This window comes from Streptomyces sp. CBMA152 (assembly GCF_014596475.1).
GTDB lineage: Bacteria > Actinomycetota > Actinomycetes > Streptomycetales > Streptomycetaceae > Streptomyces.
Genome location: NZ_MECJ01000035.1, coordinates 1 through 13,663, shown reverse-complemented (window position 1 = coordinate 13,663; position 13,663 = coordinate 1). Strand labels below are relative to the sequence as shown.

16 protein-coding genes and 1 pseudogene are annotated in these 13,663 nt (G+C 71.0%); 11 read left to right on the top strand and 6 right to left on the bottom strand.

What is annotated here, in order from left to right; all coding sequences use genetic code 11:
- Positions 1 to 59 precede the first annotated feature (59 nt).
- The 3 genes from BG418_RS36495 to BG418_RS36485 all read left to right on the top strand — a co-directional run bounded on the left by BG418_RS36495 (position 60) and on the right by BG418_RS36485 (position 2,560).
- A complete protein-coding gene (locus BG418_RS36495) occupies positions 60 to 1,004 on the top strand; it encodes an amino acid ABC transporter permease (RefSeq protein ID WP_188278402.1) in 945 nt (314 codons plus the stop codon).
- Positions 1,001 to 1,762, top strand: coding sequence for an amino acid ABC transporter ATP-binding protein (locus BG418_RS36490; protein ID WP_317453879.1), 762 nt, complete (start codon positions 1,001 to 1,003; stop codon positions 1,760 to 1,762). Before BG418_RS36495 ends, BG418_RS36490 begins: the two co-directional genes overlap by 4 nt.
- 168 nt (positions 1,763 to 1,930) lie before the next feature.
- Positions 1,931 to 2,560, top strand: coding sequence for an ABATE domain-containing protein (locus BG418_RS36485; protein ID WP_188278401.1), 630 nt, complete (start codon positions 1,931 to 1,933; stop codon positions 2,558 to 2,560).
- On the opposite strand, the gene sodX is transcribed toward BG418_RS36485, so the two are convergent.
- Positions 2,464 to 2,889, bottom strand: a complete 426-nt coding sequence (sodX, locus tag BG418_RS36480) for a nickel-type superoxide dismutase maturation protease (protein ID WP_188278400.1) — start codon at positions 2,887 to 2,889, stop codon at positions 2,464 to 2,466. The two genes, BG418_RS36485 and sodX, sit on opposite strands and share 97 nt — an antisense overlap.
- 166 nt (positions 2,890 to 3,055) lie before the next feature.
- On the opposite strand from sodX, the gene sodN reads away from it, so the two are divergent.
- From sodN to BG418_RS36440, 8 genes are all read left to right on the top strand, one after another.
- On the top strand, positions 3,056 to 3,451 hold the full coding sequence (gene sodN, locus BG418_RS36475) for a superoxide dismutase, Ni (protein ID WP_188278399.1): 396 nt from the start codon (positions 3,056 to 3,058) through the stop codon (positions 3,449 to 3,451).
- A gap of 158 nt (positions 3,452 to 3,609) precedes the next feature.
- On the top strand, positions 3,610 to 4,305 hold the full coding sequence (locus BG418_RS36470) for a GAF and ANTAR domain-containing protein (RefSeq protein WP_223185976.1): 696 nt from the start codon (positions 3,610 to 3,612) through the stop codon (positions 4,303 to 4,305).
- A 76-nt stretch (positions 4,306 to 4,381) separates the two neighbouring features.
- Positions 4,382 to 5,101 (top strand): ANTAR domain-containing protein, encoded by a 720-nt coding sequence (locus BG418_RS36465; RefSeq protein WP_188278398.1) that lies wholly within the window; start codon positions 4,382 to 4,384, stop codon positions 5,099 to 5,101.
- Between the two features lie 518 nt (positions 5,102 to 5,619).
- Positions 5,620 to 6,498, top strand: coding sequence for an AraC family transcriptional regulator (locus BG418_RS36460; protein ID WP_223185973.1), 879 nt, complete (start codon positions 5,620 to 5,622; stop codon positions 6,496 to 6,498).
- Positions 6,499 to 6,627: 129 nt separating this feature from the next.
- A complete protein-coding gene (locus BG418_RS36455; RefSeq protein WP_188278396.1) occupies positions 6,628 to 8,226 on the top strand; it encodes a hypothetical protein in 1,599 nt (532 codons plus the stop codon).
- A complete protein-coding gene (locus tag BG418_RS36450; protein ID WP_188278395.1) occupies positions 8,226 to 8,765 on the top strand; it encodes a hypothetical protein in 540 nt (179 codons plus the stop codon). The genes BG418_RS36455 and BG418_RS36450 overlap by 1 nt, the downstream gene beginning before the upstream one ends.
- A 19-nt stretch (positions 8,766 to 8,784) precedes the next feature.
- On the top strand, positions 8,785 to 9,414 hold the full coding sequence (locus BG418_RS36445) for a hypothetical protein (protein WP_188278394.1): 630 nt from the start codon (positions 8,785 to 8,787) through the stop codon (positions 9,412 to 9,414).
- A gap of 23 nt (positions 9,415 to 9,437) precedes the next feature.
- A complete protein-coding gene (locus tag BG418_RS36440; RefSeq protein ID WP_188278393.1) occupies positions 9,438 to 9,848 on the top strand; it encodes a VOC family protein in 411 nt (136 codons plus the stop codon).
- A 6-nt stretch (positions 9,849 to 9,854) separates the two neighbouring features.
- On the opposite strand, the gene BG418_RS36435 is transcribed toward BG418_RS36440, so the two are convergent.
- The 5 genes and pseudogenes from BG418_RS36435 to BG418_RS36415 all read right to left on the bottom strand — a co-directional run.
- Positions 9,855 to 10,211, bottom strand: a complete 357-nt coding sequence (locus BG418_RS36435; RefSeq protein ID WP_188278392.1) for a GntR family transcriptional regulator — start codon at positions 10,209 to 10,211, stop codon at positions 9,855 to 9,857.
- The gene (locus tag BG418_RS36430; RefSeq protein ID WP_188278391.1) at positions 10,211 to 11,182 is read right to left on the bottom strand and encodes a DUF1648 domain-containing protein; all 972 of its coding nucleotides are present in this window, start codon (positions 11,180 to 11,182) and stop codon (positions 10,211 to 10,213) included. The genes BG418_RS36435 and BG418_RS36430 overlap by 1 nt, the downstream gene beginning before the upstream one ends.
- A 143-nt stretch (positions 11,183 to 11,325) precedes the next feature.
- A complete protein-coding gene (locus BG418_RS36425; RefSeq protein WP_188278390.1) occupies positions 11,326 to 11,775 on the bottom strand; it encodes a DUF6304 family protein in 450 nt (149 codons plus the stop codon).
- Positions 11,776 to 12,202: 427 nt separating this feature from the next.
- Positions 12,203 to 13,234 (bottom strand): family 2 encapsulin nanocompartment cargo protein polyprenyl transferase, encoded by a 1,032-nt coding sequence (locus tag BG418_RS36420; RefSeq protein ID WP_188278433.1) that lies wholly within the window; start codon positions 13,232 to 13,234, stop codon positions 12,203 to 12,205.
- Positions 13,235 to 13,373: 139 nt separating this feature from the next.
- A pseudogene (locus BG418_RS36415) lies at positions 13,374 to 13,663 on the bottom strand (Crp/Fnr family transcriptional regulator); the annotation flags it as partial.

Sequence of the window (13,663 nt, the reverse complement as noted above, 5' to 3'; positions counted from 1 at the left end):
CCGCCCCGCCCCCGTCCCCGGGGCGAAGCGCCTGTAAAGGCTTCTGAAAGGCAACACCCGTGACTGTTGACGTCAACAAGACGGAGCCCGCGGACGACACCCCGCCGCCCGCGGCTCCGGAAAGCATCAAGGCGATCCCCGTCCGGCACTACGGACGCTATGTCTCCGCGGTCATCGCCCTCGCTCTGCTCGTCGCGATCATCTACGCGTTCGGCCAGGGCAAGATCAACTGGAACGCGATTCCGGACTACTTCTTCGACAGCCGGATCATCGACGGCGTCAAGCAGACGCTGCTGCTGACCGTCCTGTCGATGGCCATCGGCATCGTCGGCGGCATCCTGCTCGCCGTGATGCGCCTGTCGAAGAACCCGGTGACCGCGTCCATCTCGTGGTTCTACATCTGGTTCTTCCGGGGCACCCCGGTCCTGGTGCAGCTGATGGTCTGGTTCAACCTGGGCCTGGTCTTCGAGTACATCAACCTCGGGCCGATCTACAAGGACTACTGGTCCTCGTTCATGACCCCGCTGCTCACCGCGCTGCTCGGGCTCGGGCTCAACGAGGCCGCGTACATGGCGGAGATCTGCCGGGCCGGTCTGCTCGCGGTCGACGAGGGCCAGACCGAGGCCGCCCACGCGCTCGGCATGAGCCACGCCAAGACGCTGCGCCGGATCGTGATCCCGCAGGCGATGCGCGTGATCGTGCCGCCGACGGGCAACGAGGTCATCAACATGCTGAAGACCACCTCGCTGGTCTCGGCGGTCCAGTTCTACGAGCTGCTGCGGCAGGCCCAGGACATCGGCCAGACCTCCGGCGCCTCGGTCGAGATGCTGTTCCTGGCCGCCACCTGGTACCTGATCCTCACCACGATCTTCTCGATCGGCCAGTACTACCTGGAGCGCTACTACGCCCGTGGCGCCAGCCGTGCGCTCCCGCCCACCCCGTTCCAGCGGATCAAGGCCAATCTGGCCTCGCTCCGCCGCACCCCCAAGGCGGTGACCCGATGACCGCCATGGTGAAGTCCGAAGGCGTGCACAAGTCCTACGGCGCCGTCGAGGTCCTCAAGGGCATCGACCTGGAGGTGGCCGAGGGCGAGGTGTTCTGCCTGATCGGCCCGTCCGGCTCCGGCAAGTCGACCTTCCTGCGGTGCATCAACCACCTGGAGAAGATCAACGCCGGGCGGCTGTACGTGGACGGCGAGCTGGTCGGCTACCGCCAGAAGGGCGACAAGCTCTACGAGCTCAAGGACAGCGAGGTCGCGCTCAAGCGCCGCGACATCGGCATGGTCTTCCAGCGCTTCAACCTGTTCCCGCACATGACGGCCATAGAGAACGTCATGGAGGCGCCGATCCAGGTGAAGGGCGAGTCCAAGGCGGTGGTGCGCGAGCGCGCCGAGAAGCTGCTCGACCGGGTGGGCCTGGCCGACAAGGCGCGCAACTACCCCTCGCAGCTCTCCGGCGGCCAGCAGCAGCGGGTGGCGATCGCCCGCGCGCTGGCCATGGAGCCCAAGCTGATGCTCTTCGACGAGCCCACCTCGGCGCTCGACCCGGAGCTGGTCGGCGACGTCCTGGACGTCATGCGGGGCCTGGCCGAGGACGGCATGACCATGGTCGTGGTGACCCACGAGATGGGCTTCGCCCGTGAGGTCGGCGACTCGCTGGTGTTCATGGACGGCGGTGTGGTGGTCGAGTCCGGCCACCCGCGCGACGTCCTGACCAACCCGCAGCACGACCGTACGAAGTCGTTCCTCTCGAAGGTCCTGTAGCCCACGGGTCACGCAAAGGGGCGGTACGGGCCGGGAGCCCGTACCGCCCCTTTGTGCCGTTGGCCGACTTTCGTACCCGAAGGACAGTTCGCCGTAATACCCTCGAAGCACGCCCAGCGGTTACGTACGCTCCCCGCCACCGCTGCCCGCCGCCGAAAAGGAATTCACGTGGAACTGGCCTATTACTCGGACTACGCCGTGCGCCTGGTCAACACCGAGGAGCCGGCCCGTAACAAGGACTCCCTGACGTCGGTCGAGGTGGTCCGCGAGCTCTTCGCCTCCGAGTCGACCACGGCCCGGCGCGCGACCGACGCCGACGTGCCCCGGCTGCGGGCGGTACGGGCGCGGCTGCGGGCGGTGTTCGAGGCGGCGGACGCGGGCGAGGAGGTGCAGGCGGTGGACCTGCTCAACTCGCTGCTCCTGGAGTTCCCGGTGAGCCCGCAGGTCTCCGGGCACGACCACCGGGACGACGACGGGCGCCCGCTGTGGCACATGCACCTCGCGGACCACACCTCGAACGCGACAGCGGGCTACGCGGCGCTCGCGTCCATGGGCCTCGCGTTCCATCTCACCGAGTACGGCGTGGACCGGCTCGGCCTGTGCCAGGCGGCGCCGTGCCGCAACGCCTACCTCGACACCTCCACCAACCGCTCCCGGCGCTACTGCTCCGACCGCTGCGCCACCCGCGCGAACGTGGCCGCCTACCGGGCCCGCAAGCGCCTGGAGACCGACCGGTCGGCGAACACCGGCCGTACCGCCGTGGCCAGCCACGACAACAGCAGCCCCAGCGAGCGCTGACGCCCCCGGGTGATCGGCCGATAGCGGGCCCGCACCCGTCCGAGGACGAGCTCGCCGGGGACGGTCCCGAACGCCCGGCTGTCGACGACCTCGTCGTCCGGGTTGTCGCCGAGCACCCACCAGCCGCCCTCGCGCAGCTCGATGAGCCGTTTGACGATCAGCAGGTCCTGCTGGAGCGGATGCCGCAGCACCGCGATGTCCCCCGCCCGGAGCTCGATCCCGTAGTGCACCAGCAGCTGATCGCCGTGGAGCAGCGTGGGCACCATGGAGGTTCCCGTCACCTCCGCGATCCCCAACGGCACCCTCGGCTCCCGCCCCTGATCCGTCATCCGCCACCCACCTCCCGGTTCCCGGTCCACACCCACGGTACGTTCCGCCACGGGTCCCATGGTGACCCTGGACTTTTGTCCTAAGCCCCCGGGGGCACTCGCGAAAACAGGTCACTCACCGAGTAATGTCCCACCTGAGAAGACGATCACGAGGAAGGACAGCTCAATGCTTTCCCGCCTGTTTGCCCCCAAGGTGAAGGTCAGCGCCCACTGCGACCTTCCCTGCGGCGTGTACGACCCCGCCCAGGCCCGCATCGAGGCCGAGTCGGTCAAGGCCGTGCAGGAGAAGTTCCAGGCCAACGAGGACGCGCACTTCCGCGCTCGCGCCACAATCATCAAGGAGCAGCGCGCGGAGCTCGCCAAGCACCACGTCTCGGTGCTCTGGAGCGACTACTTCAAGCCCCCGCACTTCGAGAAGTACCCCCAGCTCCACCAGCTGGTCAACGACACCCTGAAGGCCCTGTCGGCCGCCAAGGCGTCGACGGACCCGAAGACCGGCGAGAAGGCCCTTGAGCTGATCGCCGAGATCGACCGGATCTTCTGGGAGACCAAGAAGGCCTGATCCAGGCCGGGTTGGCGCTTGACCTTCGCGTACACGTACGTGTCGGTCAGCGCCGCATGAGAAGGGGCTCGGCCGGACTTCCGGCCGAGCCCCTTCGCGCTCCCCCGGCACAGCGACCCGCCGCCCGTCGAGCCCCCCGGTCGATATCCCCCAGATAGCTGCCCGGACGTCTCACCGGGTGGCCTGGTGAAAATACGTCGAGGCATTCGCTCGCCGAGCACTGTGTGAATCTGCTGGATGTGGCGGCGGCCGGGGTCCTTCTCGCCACTCCTGGCGGCCGGCTGGTGGACGCCGCGGCCTCGGACGAGCGCACCCGGCAGCTGGAGCTGGCCGGCATCGAGTGGGACGAGGGCCCCTGCCGTGACTGCTTCCGGACCAGGAAGCAGATTCCCGACGTGTCGCTGGCGACGCGAGCGGCCACGTTGCGATGGCCCCGGTTCGCGCCGCGCGCCGTGGAGGCCGGCTTCACCTCGGTGGTGGCAGCCCCGCTGCGGCTGCACGACCAGGTGATCGGGGCCCTGAATCTCTTCCGGGACCGTCCGGGCCCCCTGGCGGACTCCCAGTTGCGGCTCGGTCAGGAGCTGGCCGACACGGCCGCCATCGGTGTCCTGCAACAGCGGGCGGTGAGTGAGCAGATGACGGTGACCGCGCAACTGCAGGCCGCTCTGGACAGCCGCATCATCATCGAGCAGGCCAAGGGCTATCTGGCGAACCGGCGCGGCACCGGTGTCGAGGAGGCGTTCGCCCTCATGCGCCATTACGCACGTGATCACCAGACGCAGCTGACGGAGATCGCTCGCCAGGTCCTGCAGGGCACGGCCGACGCGGAGCTCCTCCCGCGGCGCGACCGGTGACCCCTCTCCCCTTCTGTTCCGACCGGTGGATCGGCGGTCGTCGAAACCGCGTGACGTCCGGGAGGGGGTGGCTGCGGTGACCCATCCGGTGATGGCGGAGTATCTGCATGCGCTCAGCTCCCACAGGGGTCCCGGCCTGGCACCGCTGCCTCTCGCGGCCTGCGCCGACCTGCTGGGCCTGGACGGCCTCGGCCTGCTGCTCGCCCCCGGCGGCGGCCACGCCGAACTGGTGCAGTCCTTCGGAGAGCGCACGCTCGCCCTGGAGGATCTGCAGCGGGTCCAGGGCGAGGGCCCGAGTCTGGACGCCGCCCGCCACGGGGCCCTGATGCTGCTGCCCGACGCGGCCGACACCGCGACGTTCGCCACCGACCGCTGGCCCGGCCTCCCGGGCGCCATCGAGGCCCTGGGCGTACGCGCGGTGTTCTCCTTCCCCCTGCGCATCGGGATCATCGCGCTCGGCGCACTCACCGGCCACCGCACCCGCCCCGGCCCGATGACCACCGGCCAACTCACCGACGCCTTCGGCCTGGCCGACACCCTCGCCCAGATCATCATCGCGAGCGCCACCGACGCCGAACTGCCCCGCACTCCGCTCCTCGACGACCCCGGTCTCCACTTCGCCGACGTCCACCAGGCCACCGGCATGCTCGCCGACACACTGGACACCGACTGCGACCACGCCCTGATCCGGCTGCGCGGCCACGCTTTCAGCCACGACCGGCCTCTCCTCGACGTGGCCCGGGACGTCCTGGCCCGCCGCCTGCACCTGGAAGGCGACGGGGACGGCAGACCCTGACGCCGCTTCGTACGACGACCGGCAGCCCCATCGGCTCCGTCGACTTCATGGACTGCACCGGAGTACGGCTGCTCGAACGCGCCCGCTCCCGCACCGGAGCCCCCGCAGGCAGCGAGCTGACCGACTCGATAGCACCTTGGCCCGCCGCCACGGCACGACTACGCTCGACGAGCGGCCCCGGACCCTGGTCGACCGTGCGCCTCCCACCCGCCGGACAATCCCGCGCCCGGCGCGCTGCGGTCGAGGCAACCCGGCTCGCGGCTCCATGGGGAGTGGGACCGCGGCCGGGACCATGGCAGTCCGCACCAGCCCCCTCACCCCACCGGTCGGGCCTTCTCGCACCCGCTTCGGACAGCCTCCCGCCCCCCATACGCCCCTTTCTTCACACCCGCCCCGGAGCACCTGCCCGGAAACGACACCCTCCGGGCGTGGTGCGGGCAAGGTGGTCGGCGAGAAGCTGGATACGCAACAAGTCGACGGTCGCGCGTGCGGTGGCCGGCCGAGCACGAGGGGGACTTTTGGCGCTCCACTTAGGACGCGGCGTCATCACTGCCGGTCCCGGGGTCCGCTTCGCCCGGGCGGGCGGTCTGTGGCGCGTCACCCGGCCCTGGCATCCGGGTCTGCGTCCCTTCCTGCGGAGTTACGCCGGTTACTGGGACGCGGCGACCTCGCCGTACCAGGTCCGTCTGGTCCCCACCGGCAGCGCCGTCGTGGTGATCAGCCTCGCGGAGCCGTTCGCGCAGGTGCGCCGACTGGGGCTGCCGGGCGAGGGCAGCGGCCGGATCGGCTCACTGGTGGTGGGACTTGAGGACAGACCCACGCTCGCCGGGCACCCCGGCGGCCAGGAGGCGATCCGCCTGGAGCTCACGCCACTGGGCGCGTACCGGCTTTTCGCCATCCCGATGGGCGAGTTGACCAATCACGTCGTCGAACTGCACCACATCCTCGGCCCCGCCGCCGCTGTCCTCGTCCAGCGCCTCGCCGCCACCCGCGACTGGGCCGAGCGGTTCGACCTGCTGGACGCGGCGCTGCTCGCCCGCCTCGACATCGGCCCGGACCCCGCGCCGGAGGTCGGCCACGCCTACCGGCTGCTCGTCGGCACGGCAGGGACGATCCCGATCGCCCGGATCAGCGCCGAAGTGGGCTGGAGCAAGAGCTACTTGATCCGCCGGTTCACCCAGCAGATCGGCCTCACCCCCAAGACGTACGGCCGGGTCATGCGCTTCCACCGCGCCATGGGGATGCTCACCCGGGGCGGTGCGAGCCTGGCGGACACCTCCGCGGTCTGCGGCTACTACGACCAGGCGCATCTCAACCGCGAGTTCCGCGCCCTGGCCGGCACCACGCCCGGCCGGATGCTCCGGGCCCGCCGGGTGGAGGGAGCGCTGACGCTGTGAAGGCGAGACCCGTGAGAGCGAGGTCATTTTTGTCCAAGACGCATACGGCCGTCGCCGATACGGTCCCCCCTCGCTGGTGGTGGTTGAGACGCCCCAGTACCCGATTACTTTCGTGGGACAGGGGGCCACATGCCCGATACGCATCCTGAGCCCGGCGCCACCCGCACCGAGGCGACCCGGCTGCTGTGCGCGGGCGTCTACCTCGACGCGGACTTCCGCCGCCGGGTGATCGAGGAGCTGGTCCAGCACGAGGAGCGCCCGATCGCCCTCTCGCTCGGCATCGACGCGCTGCCCGTCCTCGCGCACGCGCTGCGCGCCCGCCGCAAGGAGGCGGAGACCGCGCTCATGCTGCTCGGCATCTGGGCCGTGTTCATCACGCTCTGGTTCGCCGGGGTCGGTTCGGACCACATCCTGCCGCTGCCCGGCTGGCTGGCGTACGCCATCGTCTGCTTCATCCTCGGCGCCGTCCGCGCCGGGACCGGACTCGGTGTCGCGGTCTTCACGCTCGACCGCACGATGGTCAAACAGGCCACCCGGGGCCGTCTGCAGATGCTGCTGCCGCTCATCCCGTTCATCGTGGCGCTCGTGTACTGGGTGGCCGCGCTGTGGGCGCTGTTCAGCGGCCAGGACGCCTGGGCGGGCGTGGTGTTCCCGTTGCTCCTGGTGGTCCCCGTGTGGGCGTATCGCGCGGACGTCACCACCATCATGCGCCACGAGCTGGGCTCCGAGGCGTACCCCGGCACACGCCGTGAGCTACTGCCGCGCCGCTACGCGCGGATCGGCGCGGCCATCGACCGCGAGCAGTACGCGTCGCTCACGATCTACGACCCGTTCCGCCCGTTCATCGGCGCGGGCAAGCCGTACGCCGAACAGTGGTCGCTGGTCATGGAGTTGAAGAAGCGCAAGAACGCGTTGCCGGAGAACGGGGCGGGCCCGCTCACCGGACGCGAGGTCATCGACCTCATCAAGCCGCAGCTCGAAGCCCTGCGCACCTCGGCGGCGGCCACCAGCCGCGACCGGCTGCGCGAGCTCGAAGTGGACGAGTTCGTCTATCTGCCGACCGGCGTGGCCCGCTGGCAGGTCGACTACGGTCGGCCGACCGTACAGCGCCACCTCGACGAGGCCGTCGGCGAGGGCGGCGAGGCGCGCCGCCACTTCCTGCGCGTCCGGATCGGCACCTGGGACGAGCAGGTCGTGGTCTCGGTCCTGGTCCGCGTCCACACCCAGGGCGGGATGCTGGTCCTGGAGGTCGTGCCGCATGTCCTCACGCCCGTACGGCTGGAGTTCCGGGCCGTCGACGTGATCGAGGCACGTGGCGACGGCGACGTCCTGCGCGACACGGTCCGCGGTCTGCTCGCGGCCCCGACCGCGAACTTCGCCGCCGCCACCTCCCTGGTCCGCACCGCCGCCGCCGAGTTCCGCACCTGGCTGGCCAACCCCCAGCACGCCCTGCCGGACGGACCGGCCACCTCCGTACGGGAGTTGGGCAGCACGACCGACCTGTCGGTCTTCCAGGACATGGACGTCAAGCGGTACGTGCGCACGGTCCAGGACCGCATCGCGAGCGGCGTGCGGGAGGCGCTGCGCACCAAGAACTACGAGACCGGCGACTTCGAGCAGCAGATCATCACCGTCAGCGGTGGCGGGGTGTTCATCGGCGCGATGAGCGGGGGCGCGGTCGCGACGGGCGAACAGGCGTCGGCGACGCACAGGGAAGGCGAGAAGTGATGGCACGAGACCAGGAGACAGACGCGGAGATGGACCCGGAAACACCTCCGGCTACCGGAAGCTCCGGCGGCATCTCCATCGGGGTGATGACCGGCGGCGCGGCGGCGGCCGGGGACCGGGCGTCCGCCGAGGACCGCTCGCGGCGCGCGGGAACGCCGACGCCGCCGCCTTCGTACACCGGCGCGCCCACGAACGTCCCCGGCGGCATCGGCATCGGGGTGATGACGGGCGGCGCGGCGGCGTCGGGCACCGATGCCAAAGCCGTCGACGCCTCGGAGCAACTGCTCGACGCACCGCCCGAACTCGCCACGGCCGTACGGACATTGCGCGAGCATCTCGGCATGCTCAACCGGACGCCGGACATCGCCGAGCTGGACGACGGGCTGAACGAAATCGAGGAAGGGGTGACCTCGACCGGTCAGGTGCGGCGCGACCGTCTGCAGTGGCTGCGCGACCGGTTGACTCTCGGTGCGACGGCCGCGGCGGGGCTCGCCTCGGCCACGGCGGTCGTCGAGACCATCGCCCAACTGACCGGCTGAACCGAGAAGTGCGAGTGACATGAGCTACTGGGACGCGGACGCGCAGCGCTGGGTGGAGGGGCCGTCGGGCCAGGAGGGATTCGGGGAGCCCTGGCAGCCGCCCCCGGACGACAGCCTGCGGCGCATGCTGATCGTGGTGTTCGTCGCGGTCCTGCTGTGCGGGGCGGCGGGCACCGGCATCTGGTGGCTGGCCCGCGATCAGGGCGGCGGCCACCACCCGTCGGCGCCGCCCTGGCCGCCCTCGGGGTTCACCACGGACACCCCGACGGACATCCCGACCAATTTCCCGGACACGACGGAGCCGACGACGCAGGAGAGGGCCGCGACCGACGAGCCGACGACCAACACGAGTCCGTCGAGCGCCGGCCCGGAGGCCACGGTGACGACCTACTACGGCGCGCTCAACAGGGGTGACTACAGCACCGCGTGGGACCTGGGCGGCAAGAACCTCGGCCAGGGCTACTCCTCGTACGTCTCCGGCTTCTCCGACACCCGGCGGACGGATGTCACGGTCCTGTCCACCGCGGGCGACACCGTCTACGTGAACATCACCGCCTACCAGCGGGACGACACCCGGCGCACGTACTCCGGCACGTACACCGTGCGCGACGGCGTCATCACCGACGCCAGTGTCCACCAGACGAGTTGAGGGCCCCGGGGTAGATTCAAGCCATGGCACCTCTTGAACCTCCATACACCCGGCTCCTGGTGGAGCGTTACGAGTCGACCTTCCGGTTCTACACCGCCGTGCTGCCCAAGCTGACCGGCTGCGCCCTGGCCCGGGGCAATGAGACGTCGGGCTACGCAAGTTGGGACGACTGCGAGGGCCGTACGGCGTTCGCGCTGTTCTCCCGGGACGCCATGGCCGGGGCCGTCGGGGGCGAGAACGCGCCATCGGGCGGCGGGTCGCTCGTGATCCATGTGGACGGGGCGCAGGCGCTGGACGCGGCCGTGGAGCTGTGCGTCGGCGAGGGCGCCACGGTCGTCGCCCCGACCCAGGACCGGCCGCAGTGGGGACCCAGCCTGCGCACGGCCCACCTCCACGACCCGGACGGCAATCTGGTGGAGCTCCAGACCTACTGAGGTCCCCTACTGGAGGCCGGTGCGGACCAGATGCAGCACCTCGTCCTCGCTCAGGCCCAACTGACGCGCCTCGTCGACCAGTTCGCGTACGCGCACGAGCAGTTGGGCCCGGGCGCGGTTCGACGTCGTGTCGACCACCACCGCGCCCCGGCCCCGCCGCAGCTCGATCAGGCCCTCCTCGCGCAGGCGCTGGTAGCCGCGCAGGACGGTGTGGACGTTGACGCCCAGGGAGTCGGCGAGGGCGCGCGCGGCGGGCAGGCGCTCGCCCGGGCCCACCGTGCCCTCGGCGATCGCGCGGCGCACCGAGGCGGCGATCTGGTCGCCCAGCGGCAGCGGCGAGGCCGGGTCCACCCGGAACAGCATCAGCGCCTCACCGCCTCGCGCTCGGCCAGCGTGTTGAGCAGGGCCGCGGCGGTCGCCGAGTCGGACACCGTCACCGCGAACTCCCGCCCTCCGGTGCGCCGTACGACGATCGCCTCGCCGGAGCGCAGGATGAGACCCGACCGGCCGGGACGGACGCGGTAGCCCCAGCCACCGTACTCCGCGAGCGCCTTCACCTCCCGGCTCACCGCCCGGTCCACGTCCGCCAGCGGTATCCGCACGCGCGGCCAGGGCAGCACGGTCGGGCGGGCGGTGAGACCGTGCCGGTCGACGGTCACGTACGCGCAGGAGCAGAGCAGCGTGACGAGTCCGCAGACCAGCGGCGCGGCGGCGCGGCCCCAGCCGTACACATACGTCAGCCCGCCACCGGCGGCGAGCAGCGCGAGGCCGACCCCGCACAGCGTCCGCGACGGCGCCCGCCGGGCCCAGCCCGCCACCTCGCTCTCGCCGAGGTCAAGGCGCTCGACCAGGCCCGGCCCCGGCGACGGCACGACTTCGGGCAGCTTCACCAGCCGCAGCAGCAGCGCGCCAACGCCCGCCGCCAGCGCGCCCACCCCGAGGGCCACCGCGAGGTGCCACAGAGGCATCCGCGCCTCGCTGCCGTCGACGGCGTCCAGGTTCACGTACAGCATGACCGCCAGCAGATAGCCGACGAGGCCCGCCACCGCGTACCCCGCGCCGATCGCCCAACGCGCCCCGCGCACCGCGAAGTCGGCGGTCGCGGCGATGGCCCCCCAGACGACGGCGAGCCCGACCGAGAGCCCGGTGGCCACGGCAACCCATGACGTACGGCTGGTGTAGTCGCTGGGGGCGCCGCCGCTGCCGTTGAACTGGCTGGCGAGCCGGTCCGGCAGTCGGTCGCGCAGAACGGCGAAGAGGATCAGGTCGACGGCGAGGGCCAGCAGGAACGGCAGCGTGGCGAGGGCCACGAGCCGGTATCGCGCACGATTCATCGATACCTTCATTGTTCTCATAGTAGTAGAACAATGAAGGCCCACGAAAGAGGAGTGGGGTCCAACTGGCCTTTATTGACGGCTTCCTGACGCGAGTGGTGCACAACCACTCACGCCAGGACCGGAATTCGGACTTCCGCCCGTCAGGTCAGTTCGAGCACGGACGGCTGGAGCCGCGCCCCGGAGGGAAGTTGGCGCCGGATGTCGTCGAGGACCGAGCCGAAGTCCAGCTCGGCGCGCCCCGAGGCGTACACCGCTCCCCCGAGGTGCAGCGCCAGCCCGACCTCGGGCTCCGGCGGTTTGAGGGAGAGCAGGCAGCTCAGGGTGGCGTGCTGGACCGCCCCGTCGTCGGACGCGACCGGTACCGGCATGTCCCACTCCAGGACGAAGTCGCGAAGAGTGCCGCCGTCGAGCGCGAACGAGCTCTCCGACGGTATGCCCGGTACCGCTACCGGGCCGAGCGAGTCGAAGCCCGCTCCGGCGAAGTCGACCCCCCTGATACGGGTACGCAGGTGCGCCCCGTCGGCGGTGATCGTCAGCGCTTCGGATCCATGGCGGTCTCGGTACCAGCCCGCCCAGGACTGTGGTGTCATGGGCGGAGATTAGCGGCGTACCCTGCTGTTCGTCACAGGGCGTGACCGAAATGGGAGTTAGCGCTTCCTTGTGCAAGTGGTGACGACTGTACCGTTTTCGAAGGAACGGCTCTCCCTTGAGGGCCACGGGACTGTGGATGTGCGCAACGGCCCAGGGCCACTTAAGGGGCGCGGGGTTGGGGCTGTGCGCTAGGTCCCGGGCCACTTAAGGGGCGCGGGGAACTGCGCGACCAGCCACGCACGGTCTGCAGCCAAAAGCCCCCGCCCCCGCGGAGCGCCCCGCGCCCTGGCCACGTTCCGCCGATCCTCAACTGACCGGAACGATCCTGGAATTGGCTCTCCCCGAGTCAGGGATCGAGGGCCCCGGCGGCAGCCCCGGGGACCCTCGACCCCGCCCCCCCTCGGGCGGCCCGACAGACAGGCCCGTTCAGCGCGACCGGCGGGTCACGAACTCCGCCAGGGCCAGCAGATCCCCCGCCGCCGCGAGATCCGGCACGGCCCCGGACAGCTGGTCCAGGGCCCGTGCCATCCGATCCGCCGCATGGATCTGCGCCCAGTCGCGCCCGCCCGCCCGGTCGACGGCCCCCGCCGCCCGCCGGACAGCCGCCGCCCCCATCGGCCCCCGGTACAGCTCGGCCAGTTCGGTCGCGGCGGGCGTGCCCGAGGTCAGCGCGGCCACCACCGGCAGCGACTTCTTGTGCGCGGCGAGATCGGCCCCGGCCGGTTTTCCGGTACGCCCGGGGTCGCCCCAGATGCCGATCAGATCGTCGATGAGCTGGAAGGCCAGCCCCGCCTCCCGCCCGAACGCGTCGAGCGCCGCCACCTCTTCGGCCCCGGCCCCCGCGTACAGCGCCCCCAGCGAGCACGCGCACCCGAGCAGCGCGCCCGTCTTCGCCATCGCCATGTCGATGCACTCGTCGAGCGACACCTCCTGCGGGCCGCGCTGCTCGAAGGCACAGTCCGCCTGCTGCCCCGCGCAGAGCTCGATCACACAGGACGCGAGCCGGGCCGAGGCGGCCGGGGCCGCCGGATGGCCGTCCTCGGCGAGCAGCCGCAGCGCCAGGGCGAGCATCGCGTCCCCGACGATGATCGCGTCCGGCGTGCCGAACACGGTCCAGGCGGTGGGCCGATGGCGCCGGGTGGCGTCCTCGTCGATCACGTCGTCGTGCAGCAGCGTGAAGTTGTGGACGAGCTCCACGGCTGCCGCGGCCCGTAGCGCGTGCTCCGGGTCGCCGCCGAGCGCGCGGGCCGCCGCGAGCACCAGCGCGGGCCGGATCGCCTTGCCCGCCTGCCCGGCGGCCGGTGTGCCGTCGGCGTGCTCCCATCCGAAGTGGTACATCGCGACCCGCCGTATCGAGCCGGGCAGCGACTCGACGGTGTCCCGCAGATGCGGATTGACCGCCACCCTGGTCCGCTCCAACAGGTCGACGGCCTCGCGCCCCTCGACGGCTTCCCCCATCACCAACTCGACATTCCTCTCGCCGTGTTCGATACGCCGTGGTCGAGGCGCCGCGTACGCCGTACGTACGGTCACCGTGGCCGGGCGGGCGGCCGGCCGACCTCCCCAGGCGCCGGCCACCCACGCGGGGTCCACCAGGTCAGCGCCAGCGGCTGACTTCGACGTTCTCCAGCACCCCGAGCGCGTCCGGGACGAGGATCGCGGCCGAGTAGTACGCCGTGACCAGGTAGGAGATGATCGCCTGCTCGTCGATCCCCATGAACCGCACCGACAGACTCGGCTCGATCTCGTCCGGGATACCGCTCTGCCGCAGCCCGATCACACCCTGCTCGTCCTCACCCGTACGCATACAGATGATCGACGTCGTCCGCTCCGGCGTCACCGGGATCTTCCCGCACGGGAAAATCGGCACCCCCCGCCACGTCGGGA